Genomic DNA, 17157 nt, shown 5'->3' with positions numbered 1-17157 from the left:
ATGGTCGGGGCGTGCGGGGTGTTACGTTGCGTGGGCGTCACGCACATCGCACGGGCGGGGAGAGAAACACATCATGGAGACCACGCAGCAGGCAGGCGAGCCGGGAACGGCCGAGCGCCGGCGCCGGGAGCTGCTCGAAGCGGCCGACCGCGTCGTGCTCAGGGACGGCCCCAAGGCTTCCATGAACGCCATCGCGGCCGAGGCCGGCATCACCAAGCCCATCCTCTACCGCCACTTCGGCGACAAGGCGGGCCTGTACCAGGCCCTGGCCGTCCGGCACACCGACGCCCTGCTCGACTCCCTGCGGGCGGCACTCGACGCCCCGGCCGAGCGGCGCCGCCGGGTGGAGTCCACGCTCGACACCTACCTCGCCGCCATCGAGGCCCGGCCCCAGGTCTACCGCTTCCTGATGCACCCGGCGGAGGACTCCCAGAGCACCGAGCGCGGGTTCGACGTCGGCCTGCACTCGGCCCCGCTGCTGCGGCGTCTGGGCGAGGAGCTGGCCAAGGTGATCGGCGAACGCGTGGACCTTGGCCCGGACGGCGAACGGCTGGCTCGCGTCTGGGGCCACGGCATCGTCGGCATGATGCACGCCGCCGGCGACTGGTGGCTCGGCGAACGCCCCTGCGAGCGCGCGGAACTCGTCGCCGGCCTCACCGACCTCCTGTGGGGCCGCCTGGCCACGGCCGGCAACCGCGAGGACGGCCCGGGCTTCTGACGTTCCGCCCCGCCGGGGGGCACTTCCAACCCCGCTGGGGGCACTTCCAGCCCCGCCGGCGTTTGAGGCGCGGGGTCTGGGGCAGAGCCCCAGGTCCCGGCGCAGCCGGGCTCCGCGCCGCCCGCCCGCCTCAGCCCTGCAACACCCCGGCCCCCCACGGCGCCTTGCGGATCGCCCGCCGCAGGCGACGGGCCCGCAAGCCCGTCACGCGGTCCGCGTACACCGTCCCGTCGAGGTGGTCGCACTCGTGCTGCAGGCACCGCGCGAAGAACCCGGTCCCCTCGATCCGCACCGGTGTGCCGTCCGAGGTGACCCCCTCCACCACGGCACGGTCGAAGCGAGCCGTACCCGCCTCAAGGCCCGGCAGGGACAGACAGCCCTCGGGCCCGGTGAACTCGTCCCCGTCGGCGGAGACCAGGCGCGGGTTGACGATGTGGCCGACATGCCTGACGTCCTCGTCGTCGGGGCAGTCATAGACGAACACCCGCTGCGCGACACCGATCTGGTTCGCCGCGAGACCCACGCCCTCGGCCGCGTACATCGTCGCGAACATGTCCTCGATGAGCCGGTCGAGGGCCGGCCCGAACTCGGTGACCTCCGCGCAGGCCGAGTGGAGCACCGGATCGCCCAGCAGGCTCATGGGGCGGACGAGGCCGGTCGTACCGGGAATGGGGCGCTGTCGCATGGCCGTAAGCGTACGACGGGCGACTATATGAGGAGATCTGCCGCGGCGTGGGGGCGCCGCGGTCAAGGCCCCGGCCGGTACTGGATAGGCTGGGGCCGACCGACGCAAGGAGGACAAGGGACGATGGCAGGCAACACGGAGCCGCTTTCGCCGCGGGCCAAGCTGGCCGTGACGGCGGGCAAGGCCGCGGCGGCGGTGTCGCGGGCCGCGGGACGCGGAAGCGGATCGGTGATCGGCGGCAAGGTCGCACTCAAACTCGACCCCGATCTTCTCGGCGCGCTGGCGCAGCACCTCGACGTCGTCCTCGTCTCCGCGACGAACGGCAAGACCACGACGACCCGGCTGATCGCCGAGGCCCTGCGCGCCAGCGGCCCCGTCGTCTCCAACGCGCTGGGCGCGAACATGCCGGCCGGCATCACCTCCGCCCTCGCCGGCGGCTCGGACGCCAAGTACGGCGTCATCGAGGTCGACGAGAAGTACCTGGCCGGGGTGGCCCGGGACGTCACCCCCAAGGTGATCGCCCTGCTGAACCTCTCCCGCGACCAGCTGGACCGCGCCGCCGAGACCCGCATGCTCGCGGAGAAGTGGCGCGAGGGCCTCCAGGGCTCCAAGGCCGTCATCGTGGCGAACTGCGACGACCCGCTGATCGTCTGGGCCGCCTCCTCCTCGCAGAACGTGGTGTGGGTCGCGGCCGGCCAGGAGTGGAAGGACGACGCCTGGTCGTGCCCCTCCTGCGGCGGTGTGATGCAGCGCCCCGGCGACGACTGGTTCTGCGGCGAGTGCGGCTTCCGCCGCCCGACGCCGACCTGGGTGCTCTCCGGCGACCACGTCCTGGACCCGCACGGCTCGGCCTGGCCGATCCACCTCCAGCTGCCCGGCCGCGCCAACAAGGCCAACGCCGCGACCTCGGCCGCCGTGGCCGCCGTCTTCGGCGTCCCGCCGCAGGTCGCGCTGGAGCGCATGTACCAGGTGCAGGCCGTCGCCGGCCGCTACGACGTGGTGACCTTCCAGGGCCGCGAGCTGCGGCTGCTGCTCGCGAAGAACCCGGCCGGCTGGCTCGAAACGTTTTCGCTGATCGACCCGCCGCCGGCCCCGGTGGTCCTCTCGGTGAACGCGCGCGGCGCCGACGGCACCGACACGTCCTGGCTGTGGGACGTGGACTACCCGCGCCTGTCCGGCCACCCGATCTTCGTGATCGGTGACCGAAAGCTGGACCTCGCGGTCCGCCTCGAGGTCGCCGGCCTGGACTTCCGCGTGTGCGAGACCCTCGACGAGGCCGTGCAGCTCGCGCCGCCCGGGCAGATCGAGCTGATCGCCAACTACACCGCCTTCCAGGACGTGCGCCGGCGCGTCGGCAACTAGTACCCATAAGGACAAGAGCATGAGCGACAACAGCCTGCGTCTGGTGTGGGTCTACCCGGACCTGCTGAGCACGTACGGAGACCAGGGCAACGCCCTCGTGGTGGAGCGCCGGGCGCGCCAGCGCGGCCTGGACGTGCAGCGCGTGGACGTGCGCAGCGACCAGCCGATCCCCACCTCGGGCGACATCTACCTGATCGGCGGCGGCGAGGACCGGCCGCAGCGGCTGGCCGCCGAGCGCCTGCTGCGCGACGGCGGCCTCGAGCGCGCCGTCTCGAACGGGGCGATCGTCTTCTCCGTCTGTGCCGGGTACCAGATCCTCGGCAAGGAGTTCGTCAACGACCAGGGACAGCGCCAGGAGGGCCTCGGCCTGCTGGACGTGGTCACCGTGCGCGGCGAGGGCGAGCGGTGCGTCGGCGACGTCCTCGCGGACATCGACCCGCGGCTCGGCCTGCCGCAGCTGACGGGTTTCGAGAACCACCAGGGCGTCACCCACCTCGGCCCGACGGCGAAGCCGTTCGCCCGGGTGACGATGGGCCGCGGCAACGGCACCGGTGACGGCACCGAAGGCGCGTACAACGACACGGTGTTCGGGACGTACATGCACGGCCCCGTGATGGCCCGCAACCCGCAGATCGCGGACCTGCTGCTGAAGCTGGCCCTCGACGTGAACGCGCTGCCGGCCATAGACGACCGGTGGTACGAGGCGCTGCGCGCCGAGCGCATCGCGGCGGCGGCGCAGCCCGCGTAGCACCGCGCGGGCCGCTCATCGGGGCGGCCCCGGCATCATCTGTTCGGCCCGGTTTTCCCTTGGGGGAACCGGGCCGACGTCGTTTCGTACGACGAGTGCGACCAGCTTGTGGAGGATGGTTCAGTCCACCGCTCCACCGCTTGTAGGGTGGCCGTAGTTCCAACCGGACGACGTGGTCCGGTCGTCGGCCCACGTTGCAAAGGTCTTCCTGCCATGCGCATAGGTGTGCTCACTTCCGGTGGCGACTGCCCCGGCCTCAATGCCGTCATCCGCTCCGTCGTGCACCGCGCCGTCGTCGACCACGGCGACGAGGTGATCGGCTTCCACGACGGCTGGAAGGGCCTGCTGGAGGCGGACTACCGCAAGCTCGACCTCGACGCCGTCGGCGGCATCCTCGCCCGCGGCGGCACCATCCTCGGCTCCTCCCGGGTCCAGCCCGCGCACCTGCGCGACGGGGTGGAGCGCGCCCGCGGCCACGTCGCCGACCTCGGCCTCGACGCCATCATCCCGATCGGCGGCGAGGGCACCCTGAAGGCCGCGAACCTGCTCTCGCAGGCCGGGCTGCCCATCGTCGGCGTCCCGAAGACCATCGACAACGACATCGCGTCCACCGACGTCACCTTCGGCTTCGACACCGCCGTCGGCGTGGCCACCGAGGCGCTGGACCGGCTCAAGACCACCGCCGAGTCCCACCAGCGCGTGATGGTCGTCGAGGTCATGGGCCGCCACACCGGGTGGATCGCCCTGCACTCGGGCATGGCGGCCGGCGCGCACGCGATCGTCGTACCGGAGCGCCCCTTCGACATCGAGGAGCTGACGGCGATCGTCGGCGAGCGCTTCTCGGCGGGCAAGCGGTTCGCGATCGTCGTCGTCGCAGAAGGCGCCAAGCCGCGCGCCGGCTCGATGGAGTTCGAGGACGGCGGCACCGACATGTACGGCCACGAGCGGTTCGCCGGCATCGGCAACCGGCTCGCCGTGGAGCTGGAGCACCGGCTGGGCAAGGAGGCCCGGCCGGTGATCCTGGGCCACGTCCAGCGCGGCGGCACGCCGACCGCCTACGACCGGGTGCTCGCCACCCGCTTCGGCTGGCACGCCGTGGAGGCGGCGCACCGGGGCGAGTTCGGCATGCTGACGGCTCTGCGCGGCACGGACATCGAGATGGTGCCGCTCGCCGAGGCGACCTCGACCCTCAAGACGGTCCCGGCCGCGCGGTACGACGAGGCCCAGACGGTTCTGTGACCGTATGCCCCTTACGGCCGCCCCCGCGCGCACGAGCGTACGGGGGCGGCACTACTGTGGTGGGGCGCCACAGTCAAGGGAGTGAAGTGATGGACCACAGCGGGCACGGCATGGACATGAACATGGACCTGCCGCCGTTCACTCTCGGACGCGGGCTGGAGTTCTCCTTCGACGCCTTCTTCCTCTTCGGCTCCCTGATCGGGCTCGCCCTGTACGGGTGGGGCGTGCTGCGGCTGCGCCGGCGCGGGGACTCCTGGTCCGCGGGGCGGACCATCGCGTTCACCCTGGGTGTGCTGACGGTGGTCGCGGTGATGTGCACCAAGCTGAACGACTACGGCATGGTCATGTTCAGCGTGCACATGGTCCAGCACATGGTGATCAGCATGGTCACCCCGATCCTGCTGCTCCTCGGCGCCCCGGTGACGCTGGCGCTGCGCGCACTGCCGCCCGCGGCGGTGCGCGGCCACAAGGGCCCCCGCGAGCTGCTGCTGGCCCTGCTGCACAGCCGCTACATGCGCGTGGTGACGCATCCGGCCTTCACGATCCCGATGTTCATCGCGAGCCTCTACGCCCTCTACTTCACCCCGCTCTTCGACTTCCTCATGGAGAGCCGGACCGGGCACATCGCGATGATGGTGCACTTCCTCGCCGTCGGCCTGATCTTCTTCTGGCCGATCATGGGCATCGACCCGGGCCCGCACCGCCCCGGCTACGTGATGCGGATGCTGGAGCTCTTCGCGGGCATGCCCTTCCACGCCTTCTTCGGCATCGCCCTGATGATGGCGAGCGAACCGATGATCAAGACGTACGCGAACCCGCCGGCCTCCCTGGACATCGACCCGCTGCTCGACCAGCAGTGGGGCGGCGGCATCGCCTGGGCCTTCAGCGAGGTCCCCTCGGTGCTGGTGCTGATCGCGCTGGTCTACCAGTGGTACCACTCCGAGCAGCGGGCGGCGAAGCGCTCCGACCGGGCCGCGGACCGCAACGGCGACCAGGAGCTGGAGGCGTACAACGCCTATCTCGCCTCACTGCAAGCGCGTGGCCAGTAGCGCGGGACCGCCTTCGCGCGCGACCATGAGGCATGACCGGATCCGTTAAGGCGATGGCTGTCATGACCTTCGCCGCTCTGGTGGCCGTCGCCGCGTACTCCGTGGCCCTCGGCAGCAATGGCTGGCTGTGGTTCGGCTGGGTGGTGCTGGGGCTGCTGACCGCCGGGATGGCCGCCTCCCGCGGCGCCTGAGCAGCACGCCCTCCCGATCGGGACGCGATCAAGGCCGTCCCCGAGCTGCCGCGACGGCACTGACTGTCCGTACGATGGCCGTGACAACGGGACAGCGACGGGAGCGGCCTGGTGTTCTACCACTTGCTCAAGCACGTCTTGCTCGGTCCGCTGCTGCGGCTGGTGTTCCGGCCGCGGATCGAGGGCCTGGAGAACATCCCGGCGGAGGGCGCCGCGATCGTCGCGGGCAACCACCTGTCGTTCTCCGACCACTTCCTGATGCCCGCGATCCTGAAGCGGCGGATCACCTTCCTCGCGAAGGCCGAGTACTTCACCGGCCCGGGGGTCAAGGGGCGGCTCACCGCGGCCTTCTTCCGCAGCGCCGGTCAGATCCCGGTGGACCGCTCCGGGAAGGAAGCCGGACAGGCGGCGCTGCGGGAGGGGCTGGGGGTGCTGGCCAAGGACGAGCTGCTGGGCATCTACCCGGAGGGCACCCGCTCGCACGACGGGCGGCTCTACAAGGGCAAGGTCGGGGTGGCCGCCATGGCGCTGGGCGCCGGTGTGCCGGTGATCCCCTGCGCGATGCTCGGCACCTTCGAGATCCAGCCGCCGGGGCAGAAGATCCCGAAGATCCGGCGGGTGACGATCCGCTTCGGCGAGCCGATGGACTTCTCGCGGTACGCGGGCATGGAGGGCGAGCGGGCCGTGCTGAGGGCCGTCACCGACGAGATCATGTACGCGATCCTCAACCTGTCCGGCCAGGAGTACGTCGACCGGTACGCCGCCGAGGTCAAGGCGGAGGAGGAGGAAGCGCGGAAGAAGGCCCGGCGCACAACGCGCTGAGCCTTCTCCCGTGCCGTGCTGTACTTCTGCACTTCTGTACTGCTGTGCTCCGTACTGCTTCATGCCGCCGCGGGACCTAGCGAACGGCGGGCAGTTCCTCCAGGGCCGGGAGGGCGGACGCCGGGGACTCGGCCAGCGCCTTCGCGGCGGCCGCGGCCGGCGGGACCGGGGTGGCGTGAGGACCGCACGTCACGTCCTTGGCGTCGACCTTGCCGGTGAGCAGGTAGGTGTCGACCCGGGTGTTGATGCAGGGGTTCACCAGGCTGGTGACACCGTGCGAGCCGGCGTTCTGCTCGGTGATCAGACGCGAACCGGCCAGCCGCTTGTGCAGGGAGACCCCGCCCTCGTACGGCGTGGCGGCGTCCCGCTCGGACTGCACGATCAGCACCGGCGGCAGACCGCGCTTGGCGCCGACCTCGATCGGGGTGCTCTGCTTGGACTTCCAGGTCGCGCAGGGCAGGTTCATCCAGGCGTTGGACCAGGTCAGGAACGGGTACTTCTCGTGCAGCTTGCTGTTGTCCCGGTCCCACTTGGCCCAGCTGGTCGGCCACTTGGCGTCGGCGCACTCGACGGCGGTGTAGACGGCGTTGCTGTTCTCGGACGCCGCGTTGCCCTTGGTGTCCGTCATGTCCGGGGCGATCGCGTCGACCAGCGCCTGCGTGTCACCGGCGAGGTACGCGGCCCAGGTCTGGGCGACGGGCACCCAGGAGGAGTCGTAGTACGGGGCGCCCTGGAAGAAGCCGATGAGCTCGGCCGGGCCGACGACCCCGCCGATCGGGTTGGCCTTGGCGGTGGCGCGCAGCTCCTGGTACTTGGCCTCGACCTTGGCGCGGGTGTCGCCGATGTGGAAGACCGCGTCGTTCTTGGCGACCCAGTCCTGCCAGTCGTTCCAGCGCATCTGGAAGGCGACGTCCTGACCGAGGTTGGCCTCGTACCAGATGTTGTCCCGGTCCGGGTCGACCACGCTGTCGACGATCATGCGGCGCACGTGGGTCGGGAAGAGGGTCGCGTAGACCCCGCCGAGGTAGGTGCCGTAGGAGACGCCGAGGTAGTTCAGCTTCTTCTCGCCGAGGGCGGCCCGGATCACGTCGAGGTCGCGCGCGGTGTTCGGCGTGGTCATGTGCGGCAGCATCTCGCCGCTGCGCTCCTTGCAGCCGTCCGCGTACTCGGCGGCGAGCTTGCGCTGGGCGAGCTTGTCGGCCTCGCTGGAGGGGACCGGGTCGGCCTTGGGCGCCTTGACGAACTCCTGCGGGTCGATGCAGGAGATGGGCGCGGAGTGGCCGACACCGCGCGGGTCGAAGCCCACAAAGTCGTACGCCTTGGAGGCGTTGACCCACAGCGGGTTCTTGGTGGTCACCCGGCGCGGGAAGCGCATGCCGGAACCGCCGGGGCCGCCGGGGTTGTAGACGAGCGCGCCCTGGCGCTCCTCCGGGGTGCCCGTGCTGCCGATCCGGTCGACGGCGAGGTCGATGGTCTTGCCGAAGGGCTTGGTGTAGTCGAGCGGAACCTTCACCCAGCCGCACTGAATGGGCTTTTCGAAGCCCCAGTCCGCGGGACAGTCCTTCCACTCGATTCCGGTGCGGGCGGCGCGGGCGGCGGCGATCTGGACGCCGACCGCCTCCGCGGACCCGTTGTCACGGCCGGCCGAGGCCGCCGAGGCGGACGGAGCGAGCATCAGGCCCGCCGCCAGCGTGCCGGTGATCAGTGTGGCGGCGCTCCCCAGCGCCGCGTTGCGTATCACGTGGTTGTTCCCCCTGCGTCAGGTGCCGCCGTCGGCGGCCGGTTGCGGTCGGTTTCGGTCGTCCGCGTGCAGGGGGATCCTTGCGCCTGAGCAGGACCCGGCAACAGACCGGGATCGAGTTCTTTGCCAACCCGATAACCGGAGAGGCGTGTACCGCTGAGCGGTGTCTGATTCGTCCCTAACTACGCCTGCTGCGGCGGCGCGTAGGTACGGGCGGCTCCGTCCAGGAGTTCGCGCAGCCGCAGGGCGTCCGGGGCCAGGGCCGTGACGAGCACCGCCGGCCCCGCCAGCGGGGTCACCGCCGCGAACTCCCCCAGCACCGCGGCGGCGGGCGGGGCCTGCTCGAAGGCGGGGTCCACGACCAGCAGTTGGCCCAGGGCCCGGTGGCCCGCGAGTCCGGCCGGGCCGTCCCAGCCGCCGGGCGCGCCGGGTCCGCAGGTGAGCTCCTGGTCCAGCAGCGGGCGGCCGCCGCGGGTGGCGGTGAGCCGGCTGCACAGCAGGCCGGCGGCCTCCCCACTGCGGCCCAGCACCTGTTCCTCGCGGAGCAGCAGCCGTGCGGTGGGCGCCAGTCGGACCTGCGTGCGCACGCGCAGGTCGCTGCCGCGCACGGAGACCAGCGGCTCCGGCAGCCACCGCACCGAGGCCCCGTCCTGCAGGGTCAGGTGTACGTCGTAGCGCGCGGGTTCGCCGGAGCGTCCGGGCAGCGCCAGGGTGGCCGCCGCCGAGGCGAGGGACAGGTGGGCCCCGGGCCCGGCGGTGGCCTCGACGGTCAGGTGGTCACCGCCCAGCGGGGCGGTCATCGCGCCGACCAGCATGACCGCGGCCTCGGCCCCCGAGCCCCGGGTGCGGCGCAGCGCGAGCGGCCCCTCGCCGGCCAGCAGGGGCAGGGAGGTGCCGCCCCGCCCGTCGGCGGCCGCGTGGATGCGGGCGGTGGCCCGCAGGCCCGCCGCCGGCGGGAGCGCGGGAGGCGCGCTGGTCACCGTACGGTCCATGCGGCGATCCGCTCGCGCACCCAGGCGGCCACCGGCGCCACCCCTTCGGGACCGCGCAGCGACTGGAAGGCGACGGGCAGTTCGCCGCGCTGCTCGGCGGCGTCGCGGGCCATCCGGTCCAGGTCGGAGCCGACGTGGGGGGCGAGGTCGGTCTTGTTGACGACGAGCAGGTCGGCGGTGGTGACGCCGGGGCCGCCCTTGCGCGGGATGTCGTCCCCGCCGGCCACGTCGATGACGAAGATCTGGGCGTCGACCAGGCCCCGGGAGAAGGTGGCGGTCAGGTTGTCGCCGCCGGACTCCACGAGGATCAGGTCGAGCGGGCCGACCGTCTCCTCCAGCTCCTCCACGGCCTCCAGGTTGGCGGAGATGTCGTCGCGGATGGCGGTGTGGGGGCAGGCTCCGGTCTCGACGGCGGTGATCCGCTCGGGCGGCAGCACGGCTTCACGGAGGAGGAACTCGGCGTCCTCCCGGGTGTAGATGTCGTTGGTGACGACCGCCATGGACAGTTCGGTGCGCAGGGCGCGGCACAGCGCGGCGACGGTGGCGGTCTTGCCGGAGCCGACGGGCCCGCCGAGGCCGATGCGCAGGGCGCGCCGGGTGCCGTCGCCGCGGAGCGGGGCGGCCCCGTGGGTGTGGCGAGGGGGGTAGGTCGCGCCGTGGTCGAGATGCATGGGGTTCTCCTTGGGGGTGGTTCTCGAAAGGCCGGTCGGGGCGCTCAGGAGGCGAAGAGGCGTACCGGCCAGTCGGCATGGGCCTCGGCCGCGATCTCCAGCAGGGGCGAGGAGGCGGCGGGCAGGCAGTCCGTGCCGTCGGAGCGGGCCCGGTCGGCGGCCCCGGCCGCCCGGGCCGCCACGGCGTCGAGCTCGGGGGCGAGGCGGGCCAGGACCCCGCTCGCCTCGAAGGGGTCCAGGCCGAGCAGCCGCACGGTGGCGGTCGCCGGGCCGCTGATGCTCTCGTACGCCGCCACGTGCGCGGCGTCGAGCGGCCCGAGCCCGGCCGCCCGGGCGGTGAGGCCGAGCACGACGGGCTGGTGGGCGCCCCGCGGGAACGCGGCGGCCAGTGCCTCCAGTTCGGCGTCGGGCCAGGTGGCCCGGGCGGCGCGCAGCAGCTGCCGGCCGAGCCGCCGGGCGGCCGCGCGCAGGGCGGGCGAGGGGGTGCGGGCGTCGGCGGCGGCGTCGAGCTCCGCCGGGTCGAGGCCGAGGGCGCCGGCCGCGGCCAGAGCGGCGGCGGTGAGTCCGGCGGTGTGCAGCCGGCCCCGGCAGAAATCCTCCAGGGTGGCGGCGTCGTGGATCCGGCCGGCCTTGCAGGCGGCTTCGGCCCCGCCGGAGTGCGCGTGGCCTCCGGCGGGGAACCGGCCGTCCGCGAGGACGAGCAGGGCGGCGAGGCTCATCGGAGCGTGTCCATCAGAAGAGGAAGTATCTCTGGGCCATGGGCAGTTCGGCGGCGGGCGCGGGCTCGACGGCCTCTCCGTCGATGGTGACGGTGAAGGTGTCGGCGTCGACCTCGACCCGCGGCATGGCGTCGTTGTTGCGCATGTCCGCCTTGCCCACCTTCCGGGTGCTTTCGATGGCGGTGAACTGCTTGCCGAGCCCGAGGCGCTCGGGCAGTCCGTCGTCGAGGGCGGCCTGTGCGGTGAAGTTGAGGGAGTTCAGGGCGGGTGCGCGCCCGTGACTGCCGAACATGGGGCGGGGCAGGACCGGCTGCGGGGTGGGGATGGAGGCGTTGGCGTCGCCCATCTGCGCGTAGGCGATCTGGCCGCCCTTGATGACCAGCTCGGGCTTGACCCCGAAGAAGGCGGGGTTCCACAGCACCAGGTCGGCGAGTTTGCCGGTCTCGACGGAGCCGATCTCGCGGGCGAGCCCCTGGGCCACGGCGGGGTTGATCGTGTACTTGGCGACGTAGCGGCGGGCGCGGTGGTTGTCGGCGGGTCCGTCACCGGGCAGGAAGCCGCGCCGCTTCTTCATGACGTGGGCGGTCTGCCAGGTGCGCAGGACGACCTCCCCGACGCGCCCCATGGCCTGGGAGTCGGAGGAGATGATCGAGATGGCCCCGAGGTCGTGCAGGATGTCCTCGGCGGCGATCGTCGAGGGCCGGATCCGGGATTCGGCGAAGGCGAGGTCCTCGGGGACGGCCGGGTTGAGGTGGTGGCACACCATCAGCATGTCGAGGTGTTCCTCGACGGTGTTGACCGTGTGCGGCCGGGTGGGGTTGGTGGAGCTGGGCAGGATGTTGGGCTCCGAGACCACGGTGATGATGTCGGGCGCGTGTCCGCCGCCCGCACCCTCGGTGTGGTACGAGTGGATCGTCCGTCCGGCGATCGCGGCGAGGGTGTCGCCGACGAATCCGGCCTCGTTGAGGGTGTCCGTGTGGATGGCGACCTGGGCTCCCGTCTCGTCACAGACGCTCAGGCAGGCGTCGATGACGGCGGGGGTGGAGCCCCAGTCCTCATGGATCTTGAACCCGAGGGCGCCGCCCCGCAGTTGGGAGTGCATGGCCTCGCGGGACATGGTGTTGCCCTTGCCGAGGAGGCCGATGTTGACCGGGTAGGCCTCCAGCGCCGCGAACATCCGGGCCAGGTGCCAGGGTCCGGGGGTGACGGTGGTGGCCTTGCTGCCCTCGGCCGGTCCGGTGCCGCCGCCGACGAGGGTGGTGATCCCGGAGGCGAGCGCCTCTTCGATGACGGTCGGGGAGATGAAGTGCACGTGGGCGTCGATGGCCCCGGCGGTGACGATCTTCCCGTTGCCCGCGATGATCTCGGTCTCGGGGCCGATGACGAGGGCCGGGTCGACGCCGTCCATGGTGTCGGGGTTGCCGGCTTTGCCGAGGCCGCAGATGCGGCCGTCGCGGATGCCGAGGTCGGCCTTGACGATGCCCCAGTGGTCGAGGACGACGACCCCGGTGATCACGGTGTCGGGGGCGCCTTCGGCGCGGGTGGTGCGGGCCTGCCCCATGGACTCGCGGATCACCTTGCCGCCGCCGAAGACGGCCTCGTCGCCGGCCCGGCCGGGGCCGCCGCTGAGGTCCTGTTCGATCTCGACGAAGAGGTCGGTGTCGGCCAGCCGGATCCGGTCGCCGCGGGTCGGCCCGAAGAGGTCGGCGTACACCCGGCGGGAGATCTCAGCCATCGAGCGGCCCTCCGGTCTCCCCGCGCAGTCCCGGTACGGTGCGCAGTCCGGCCAGCGGTACGAGCTCCACGGCGACCGGGATGCCCGGCTCGAAGCGCACGGCGGTGCCGGCCGCGATGTTGAGCCGCTGCCCGCGGGCCGCGGAACGGTCGAAGTCGAGGCCGGGGTTGGCCTCGGCGAAGTGGTAGTGGGAGCCGACCTGGACGGGCCGGTCGGCGGCGTTGAGCACGGTGATGCGGGTGACGGGGCGGCCCTCGTTGAGGAGCACCGGGCCGTCCCCGAAGGCGATTTCGCCGGGGATCATGCGGACGGCTCCTCTTTCAGACGATCGGGTCGTGGACGGTGACGAGCTTGGTGCCGTCCGGGAAGGTCGCCTCGACCTGGACGTCGTGGATCATCTCGGGGATCCCCTCCATGACCTCCTCGCGCCGCAGCACGGTGCGACCGGAGGCCATCAGCTCGGCCACGGTCCGTCCGTCGCGGGCCCCTTCGAGGATGTGACACGTGATGAGTGCGATCGCCTCGGGGTGGTTGAGGAGCACCCCGCGGGCCTTCCTCTTCTCGGCCACGTCCGCGGCCACGTGGATGAGCAGTCTTTCCTGCTCGTGCGGTGTCAGTTGCACACGTATCACCAAATTTCCGGGACAAGATCAACATCGCGCCGGGGCGACCCTATCGGCCGTCAACACTTTGTTGACCTGGGCTTATCCGAGCCAAGCGTCTCTTGCCCAACGCAGAGAAAGGCTTTCCGTCCCGACCACCGCCGCTTTACCGGATGATGGGCGATCATTGGCGGACGAGCGCGGTGCCACGCTAGACGCTGCGTTTTTCCGCCGAGTTAACCCACGTTTCGGGGAGGTTCCCGGTTCAACTCCGGGGAACCGGGACCCCGGTTCCGTATACGGCCCCGCGCGGCGTTCCGCCCGCGGACCCCACGAGGAGACCCATGTTCGTCAACCCCGTCCGGCACATCACCTTCGACGCCCTGGACCCCTGGCAGGTTGCGCGGTTCTGGTCGGAGGTGACCGGCTACCGGATTCACCCGGACGACGTGGAGGGCGACGAGGCGATCCTGCTCGAGTCGGGACAGCCCGGTGTGCCCGGCCTGCTCTTCGTCCAGGTGCCGGACGCCAAGTCCGTCAAGAACCGCGTCCACCTGGACATCCAGCCGCCCACCGGCACCCGCGACGAGACCGTCGAGCGCCTGGTCGGGCTCGGCGCGAAGATCGTGGACGACCGCCGCGCGCAGGACGGCGTCCTTGGGTGGGTCGTGCTCGCCGACCCCGAGGGCAACGAGCTGTGCATCGAGCGCAGCGCCGGGGAGCGCGCCGCCTCCTGACCCCGGCCCCGGCTGCTCAGCAGCCGGTGGGCGCCTTCGCCTCCGCCGCGACCGGCCAGGGCAGGGCGATCCAGACCGTTTTGCCGCCGTCCTCGGTGGGGCTGACCGACAGCCGACCGCCCGCCTCAGCGGTGAGCCAGCGGATGATGACCATCCCCCGGCCGTTGTCCTGCTGGACGGCGGCCGGCAGCCGCTTGGGCCAGCGCGGGTGGCTGTCGGTGACTCCGACGCGCAGCCACTCCTCGCGCTCGAGCCGGACGTCCACGGTGAAGGTCGGCGACTGGCCGAAAGTATGCTGTACGGCGTTGGTGGCGAGCTCCGAGACGATCAGCCGGACGCTGTCGGCGGTCTCGGCACCCGCTCCGTGATCGGGGAGTCCCCATTCGCCCAGCACCTCCGCGACGTAGCGGCGGGCGGCGGCGACCGACGCCGGATCGCTCGGCAGAGTGACGGATGCTTCCTGGTGATCTGCCATGGCGACGGTCCCTTTCCCACCGGGGCCAAGCCGCCCCGGATCTGTGCTGGACGCCAGAGTGCCACCCATCGTGCCGCCGCATCCGCCGTTCCCCCAAGATATGCATATATCTGTCGCTCGATGCGGTGAACTCTGCTACGGAAGAGCGTATTTGGACGGCAGACTGGTGCGAGCTGTGCCGGTGGAAGGAGGCGGGTGTGCAGCACGGTCCCGCGGTGCGCCGGCGCAAGCTCGGCGAGGAACTGCGTGCCCTGCGCGACCGGTCCGGACTCACCAGCGGTGAGGCGGCCCGGATCGTGGGATGGCACCAGTCGAAAATCAGCCGCATCGAGACGGGGCGCAGCGGGGTCAAACCGGAGGACATCCGCCTGCTGCTCGATGTCTACGGGCAGATCGTGAGCCCCGAGCAGCGCGCCCTGCTGGAGGCGCTGTCGGCCTCGGCCGCGGGCCCCGGCCCGGGCGGCGACACCGGGCGGGGCCGCCAGTGGTGGCACGACTACCGGGGGCTGCTGCCCCAGGAGTACCGGGACTTCATCAGCCTGGAGGCCGGGGCGAGGGCCGCGCGGACCGTGGAACTGTCCGTGGTTCCGGGGCTGTTGCAGACCGCCGAGTACGCCCGGGCCGTGACCCGGGCAGCGCTGGGCGGGCTGCCCGAACCGAAGGTGGACGCGCTGGTCGACGTACGGCTGGCCCGGCAGTCGGTGCTGCGGGCCGATCCGCCGCTGGAGCTGAGCGCCGTACTGGACGAGGCGGTGCTGCGCCGGCAGATCGGCGGTCCCGGGGTGATGGCGCAACAGCTGCGGCACCTGGTGGAGGTGGCGAGGCTGCCGCAAGTGCGGCTACAGGTACTGCCGTTCAGCGTGGGCGGTCATCTCGGCCTCACCGGACCGTTCGTCATTTTCTCATTTCCGGACATCGCCGATCTGGATGTGGTGGTACTCGACCATTTGACGAGTAGCCTCTATCTGGAGCGGAAGGAAGACCTAGAGGCCTACAGCGCCGCGTTCCGCACCATTCAGGAACACGCCCTCCCGCCCCAGGACTCGTCGGATCTCATCAGCGCACTCGCTGACGACGCGTAAGGAGGCACCCCCCGTGTCCGCAACCCCCTCATCGGTCTTATCGATCAGCGGACTTCTGAACAGCGCGCGGTGGCGGCGGAGCAGCCGCAGTACCGGAATGAACAACTGCGTGGAAGCGGCCGTCCTCGGCGGCGGCCTGCTGGCCGTCCGGGACTCCAAGCGGACGGACGGCCCGGCCGTGCTCTTCACCGGGCCGGCCTGGCAGGGCTTCCTCGCTTCCGTACGGGCGGACGTGCTCCGGTAGCCCCGGTGGCTCCGCCTACCGGTCCGTGGCTCCGGCCGGCGCGGTCCGCAGGATCGTCGCCACGGCCCGGGTGATCTCCTCCCCCGTGAGATCCCCCCGGGCGGTCAGCCGCAGCCGGGAAATGCCGTCCGGCACCGACGGCGGCCGGAAGCACCCCACGGACAGTCCTGCCTCGCGGCAGTCGGCGGCCCAGCGCAGTGCCGCCGAGGCCGACGGGGCCCGTACCGACACCACGGCCGCGTCCGGCCGGGCCGCGGTCAGGCCGGACGCGGTGAGCCGCCCGTACAGCTGGGCGGCCACCTCACGGGCGCGGCCCGCGCGCTCCGGTTCCCGCCGGAGCAGGCGCAGGCTCGCCAGCGCCGCGCCCGCGGCGGCCGGGGCCAGGCCGGTGTCGAAGATGAACGTGCGCGCGGTGTTGACCAGGTGGCGGATGACCTTGGCCGGACCGAGCACCGCCCCGCCCTGGCTGCCCAGGGACTTCGAGAGGGTCAGGGTGGCGACGACGCCGGGCGCGCCCGACAGCCCCGCGGCGTGCAGTGCGCCGCGGCCGCCCTCCCCCAGCACGCCCAGGCCGTGCGCGTCGTCCACGACCAGGGCCGCGCCCTCGTCCCGGCAGGCGGCGGCGTATCCGGCGAGCGGGGCGGCGTCCCCGTCGACGGAGAACACGGAGTCGCTGACCAGCAGCGCCCGTCCCCCGTGCGCGGCGAGCGTCTTGCGGGCGGCGTCCGGATCGGAGTGCGGGACGATGGCGGTCTCGGCGCGCGAGAGGCGGCAGCCGTCGACGATCGAGGCGTGGTTGCCGGCGTCGGAGACGACCAGGGTCCCCCGGTCGCTGAGCGCGGTGACGGCGGCCAGGTTGGCCGCGTATCCGGAGGACAGGACCAGCGCGGCCTCGAATCCGCAGAAGTCGGCGAGCTCTCGTTCGAGCTCCGCGTGCAGTTCGGTCGTGCCCGTCACCAGACGGGATCCGGTGGCTCCGGCCCCCCACCGTTCGGCCGCCTCCCGCGCTCCGCGGACGGTCTCGGGGTGCCGGGACAGACCGAGGTAGTCGTTGCTCGCGAGGTCCAGGAGCGGCGACTCGGCCGGCCTCGGGCGCAGGGTGCGGACGAGCCCGGCCCGTTCACGGGCGCTCTCCGCGTCGTCGATCCAGGAGAAGACGTCCGGGGCACCGCAAGGGGGCTCGGAAGCGGGCTCGGGAGCGGGCTGGGGCATCGGCACGTCCTCGTGATTTGTCGGCAGTCCACAGACCGGCCCGACCCTAGCCGCCGGGCGTCGGCTCGACCCTAGCCGCCGGGCCTCGACTGTCAGGTGTGGCGATACACACACTCGCAACCGGCCATGTTGT

Annotated in this window: 20 protein-coding genes; 10 read left to right on the top strand and 10 right to left on the bottom strand. The window is 72.0% G+C overall.

Features of this window, described 5'->3' with window-relative positions; translation table 11 throughout:
- Positions 1 to 73: 73 nt before the first annotated feature.
- A complete protein-coding gene (locus ACIP5M_RS14755; RefSeq protein WP_401196577.1) occupies positions 74 to 718 on the top strand; it encodes a TetR family transcriptional regulator in 645 nt (214 codons plus the stop codon).
- A 130-nt stretch (positions 719 to 848) separates the two neighbouring features.
- Here the strand turns inward: ACIP5M_RS14755 and def are convergent, their stop codons facing one another.
- Positions 849 to 1403, bottom strand: coding sequence for a peptide deformylase (gene def / locus ACIP5M_RS14750; protein ID WP_401196576.1), 555 nt, complete (start codon positions 1401 to 1403; stop codon positions 849 to 851).
- Between the two features lie 123 nt (positions 1404 to 1526).
- On the opposite strand from def, the gene ACIP5M_RS14745 reads away from it, so the two are divergent.
- The 6 genes from ACIP5M_RS14745 to ACIP5M_RS14720 all read left to right on the top strand — a co-directional run bounded on the left by ACIP5M_RS14745 (position 1527) and on the right by ACIP5M_RS14720 (position 6814).
- On the top strand, positions 1527 to 2765 hold the full coding sequence (locus ACIP5M_RS14745; RefSeq protein WP_401196574.1) for a MurT ligase domain-containing protein: 1239 nt from the start codon (positions 1527 to 1529) through the stop codon (positions 2763 to 2765).
- Positions 2766 to 2784: 19 nt separating this feature from the next.
- On the top strand, positions 2785 to 3513 hold the full coding sequence (locus tag ACIP5M_RS14740; protein WP_401196571.1) for a type 1 glutamine amidotransferase: 729 nt from the start codon (positions 2785 to 2787) through the stop codon (positions 3511 to 3513).
- 213 nt (positions 3514 to 3726) lie between these two features.
- Positions 3727 to 4752, top strand: a complete 1026-nt coding sequence (locus ACIP5M_RS14735) for a 6-phosphofructokinase (RefSeq protein WP_401196569.1) — start codon at positions 3727 to 3729, stop codon at positions 4750 to 4752.
- Between the two features lie 89 nt (positions 4753 to 4841).
- The gene (locus tag ACIP5M_RS14730; RefSeq protein ID WP_401196566.1) at positions 4842 to 5801 is read left to right on the top strand and encodes a cytochrome c oxidase assembly protein; all 960 of its coding nucleotides are present in this window, start codon (positions 4842 to 4844) and stop codon (positions 5799 to 5801) included.
- Between the two features lie 32 nt (positions 5802 to 5833).
- On the top strand, positions 5834 to 5992 hold the full coding sequence (locus tag ACIP5M_RS14725; RefSeq protein ID WP_215142228.1) for a hypothetical protein: 159 nt from the start codon (positions 5834 to 5836) through the stop codon (positions 5990 to 5992).
- A gap of 111 nt (positions 5993 to 6103) precedes the next feature.
- Positions 6104 to 6814 (top strand): lysophospholipid acyltransferase family protein, encoded by a 711-nt coding sequence (locus tag ACIP5M_RS14720; RefSeq protein ID WP_401196563.1) that lies wholly within the window; start codon positions 6104 to 6106, stop codon positions 6812 to 6814.
- A 76-nt stretch (positions 6815 to 6890) separates the two neighbouring features.
- On the opposite strand, the gene ACIP5M_RS14715 is transcribed toward ACIP5M_RS14720, so the two are convergent.
- From ACIP5M_RS14715 to ACIP5M_RS14685, 7 genes are all read right to left on the bottom strand, one after another.
- Complete coding sequence (locus tag ACIP5M_RS14715; RefSeq protein ID WP_401197191.1) at positions 6891 to 8489, bottom strand: alpha/beta hydrolase; 1599 nt, start codon at positions 8487 to 8489, stop codon at positions 6891 to 6893.
- Between the two features lie 248 nt (positions 8490 to 8737).
- Positions 8738 to 9547, bottom strand: coding sequence for an urease accessory protein UreD (locus ACIP5M_RS14710; protein WP_401196561.1), 810 nt, complete (start codon positions 9545 to 9547; stop codon positions 8738 to 8740).
- Positions 9532 to 10218 (bottom strand): urease accessory protein UreG, encoded by a 687-nt coding sequence (ureG, locus tag ACIP5M_RS14705; RefSeq protein ID WP_401196558.1) that lies wholly within the window; start codon positions 10216 to 10218, stop codon positions 9532 to 9534. Before ureG ends, ACIP5M_RS14710 begins: the two co-directional genes overlap by 16 nt.
- Before the next feature lie 44 nt (positions 10219 to 10262).
- Complete coding sequence (locus tag ACIP5M_RS14700) at positions 10263 to 10937, bottom strand: urease accessory protein UreF (RefSeq protein ID WP_401196556.1); 675 nt, start codon at positions 10935 to 10937, stop codon at positions 10263 to 10265.
- Positions 10938 to 10950: 13 nt separating this feature from the next.
- Positions 10951 to 12672 (bottom strand): urease subunit alpha, encoded by a 1722-nt coding sequence (locus ACIP5M_RS14695; RefSeq protein WP_401196555.1) that lies wholly within the window; start codon positions 12670 to 12672, stop codon positions 10951 to 10953.
- Complete coding sequence (locus tag ACIP5M_RS14690) at positions 12665 to 12976, bottom strand: urease subunit beta (protein ID WP_401196552.1); 312 nt, start codon at positions 12974 to 12976, stop codon at positions 12665 to 12667. Before ACIP5M_RS14690 ends, ACIP5M_RS14695 begins: the two co-directional genes overlap by 8 nt.
- 16 nt (positions 12977 to 12992) lie before the next feature.
- A complete protein-coding gene (locus ACIP5M_RS14685; protein ID WP_401196549.1) occupies positions 12993 to 13295 on the bottom strand; it encodes an urease subunit gamma in 303 nt (100 codons plus the stop codon).
- A gap of 323 nt (positions 13296 to 13618) precedes the next feature.
- On the opposite strand from ACIP5M_RS14685, the gene ACIP5M_RS14680 reads away from it, so the two are divergent.
- Entirely contained in the window at positions 13619 to 14011 is a 393-nt protein-coding gene (locus ACIP5M_RS14680; RefSeq protein WP_401196546.1) for a VOC family protein, read from the top strand.
- Positions 14012 to 14027: 16 nt separating this feature from the next.
- Here the strand turns inward: ACIP5M_RS14680 and ACIP5M_RS14675 are convergent, their stop codons facing one another.
- Positions 14028 to 14486 carry an ATP-binding protein gene (locus ACIP5M_RS14675; protein WP_401196544.1) on the bottom strand — a complete coding sequence of 153 codons (459 nt, stop codon included), beginning with the start codon at positions 14484 to 14486 and terminating at the stop codon, positions 14028 to 14030.
- A gap of 197 nt (positions 14487 to 14683) precedes the next feature.
- Between ACIP5M_RS14675 and ACIP5M_RS14670 the strand changes: the two genes are divergently transcribed.
- Positions 14684 to 15568, top strand: coding sequence for a helix-turn-helix domain-containing protein (locus ACIP5M_RS14670; protein WP_401196541.1), 885 nt, complete (start codon positions 14684 to 14686; stop codon positions 15566 to 15568).
- Positions 15569 to 15581: 13 nt separating this feature from the next.
- Entirely contained in the window at positions 15582 to 15812 is a 231-nt protein-coding gene (locus ACIP5M_RS14665) for a DUF397 domain-containing protein (protein ID WP_401196538.1), read from the top strand.
- Positions 15813 to 15827: 15 nt separating this feature from the next.
- Here ACIP5M_RS14665 and ACIP5M_RS14660 read toward each other — a convergent pair whose 3' ends face one another.
- Positions 15828 to 17024, bottom strand: a complete 1197-nt coding sequence (locus ACIP5M_RS14660; RefSeq protein WP_401196537.1) for an 8-amino-7-oxononanoate synthase — start codon at positions 17022 to 17024, stop codon at positions 15828 to 15830.
- Between the last annotated feature and the right edge of the window lie 133 nt (positions 17025 to 17157).

This window comes from Streptomyces sp. NPDC088762 (assembly GCF_044750905.1).
Classification (GTDB): Bacteria; Actinomycetota; Actinomycetes; order Streptomycetales; family Streptomycetaceae; genus Streptomyces.
The sequence above is the reverse complement of the archived record's forward strand: the minus strand, read 5'-3'. Positions and strand labels throughout refer to the sequence as shown.

Excerpts from the sequence above, each read along its gene's own strand:
- ACIP5M_RS14755 (WP_401196577.1), top strand. The coding sequence starts at position 74 with ATGGAGACCACGCAGCAGGCAGGCGAGCCGGGAACGGCCGAGCGCCGG.
- def (WP_401196576.1), bottom strand. The coding sequence starts at position 1,403 with ATGCGACAGCGCCCCATTCCCGGTACGACCGGCCTCGTCCGCCCCATG.
- ACIP5M_RS14745 (WP_401196574.1), top strand. The coding sequence starts at position 1,527 with ATGGCAGGCAACACGGAGCCGCTTTCGCCGCGGGCCAAGCTGGCCGTG.
- ACIP5M_RS14740 (WP_401196571.1), top strand. The coding sequence starts at position 2,785 with ATGAGCGACAACAGCCTGCGTCTGGTGTGGGTCTACCCGGACCTGCTG.
- ACIP5M_RS14735 (WP_401196569.1), top strand. The coding sequence starts at position 3,727 with ATGCGCATAGGTGTGCTCACTTCCGGTGGCGACTGCCCCGGCCTCAAT.
- ACIP5M_RS14730 (WP_401196566.1), top strand. The coding sequence starts at position 4,842 with ATGGACCACAGCGGGCACGGCATGGACATGAACATGGACCTGCCGCCG.
- ACIP5M_RS14725 (WP_215142228.1), top strand. The coding sequence starts at position 5,834 with ATGACCGGATCCGTTAAGGCGATGGCTGTCATGACCTTCGCCGCTCTG.
- ACIP5M_RS14715 (WP_401197191.1), bottom strand. The coding sequence starts at position 8,489 with ATGCTCGCTCCGTCCGCCTCGGCGGCCTCGGCCGGCCGTGACAACGGG.
- ACIP5M_RS14710 (WP_401196561.1), bottom strand. The coding sequence starts at position 9,547 with ATGGACCGTACGGTGACCAGCGCGCCTCCCGCGCTCCCGCCGGCGGCG.
- ureG (WP_401196558.1), bottom strand. The coding sequence starts at position 10,218 with ATGCATCTCGACCACGGCGCGACCTACCCCCCTCGCCACACCCACGGG.
- ACIP5M_RS14700 (WP_401196556.1), bottom strand. The coding sequence starts at position 10,937 with ATGAGCCTCGCCGCCCTGCTCGTCCTCGCGGACGGCCGGTTCCCCGCC.
- ACIP5M_RS14695 (WP_401196555.1), bottom strand. The coding sequence starts at position 12,672 with ATGGCTGAGATCTCCCGCCGGGTGTACGCCGACCTCTTCGGGCCGACC.
- ACIP5M_RS14690 (WP_401196552.1), bottom strand. The coding sequence starts at position 12,976 with ATGATCCCCGGCGAAATCGCCTTCGGGGACGGCCCGGTGCTCCTCAAC.
- ACIP5M_RS14680 (WP_401196546.1), top strand. The coding sequence starts at position 13,619 with ATGTTCGTCAACCCCGTCCGGCACATCACCTTCGACGCCCTGGACCCC.
- ACIP5M_RS14675 (WP_401196544.1), bottom strand. The coding sequence starts at position 14,486 with ATGGCAGATCACCAGGAAGCATCCGTCACTCTGCCGAGCGATCCGGCG.
- ACIP5M_RS14660 (WP_401196537.1), bottom strand. The coding sequence starts at position 17,024 with ATGCCCCAGCCCGCTCCCGAGCCCGCTTCCGAGCCCCCTTGCGGTGCC.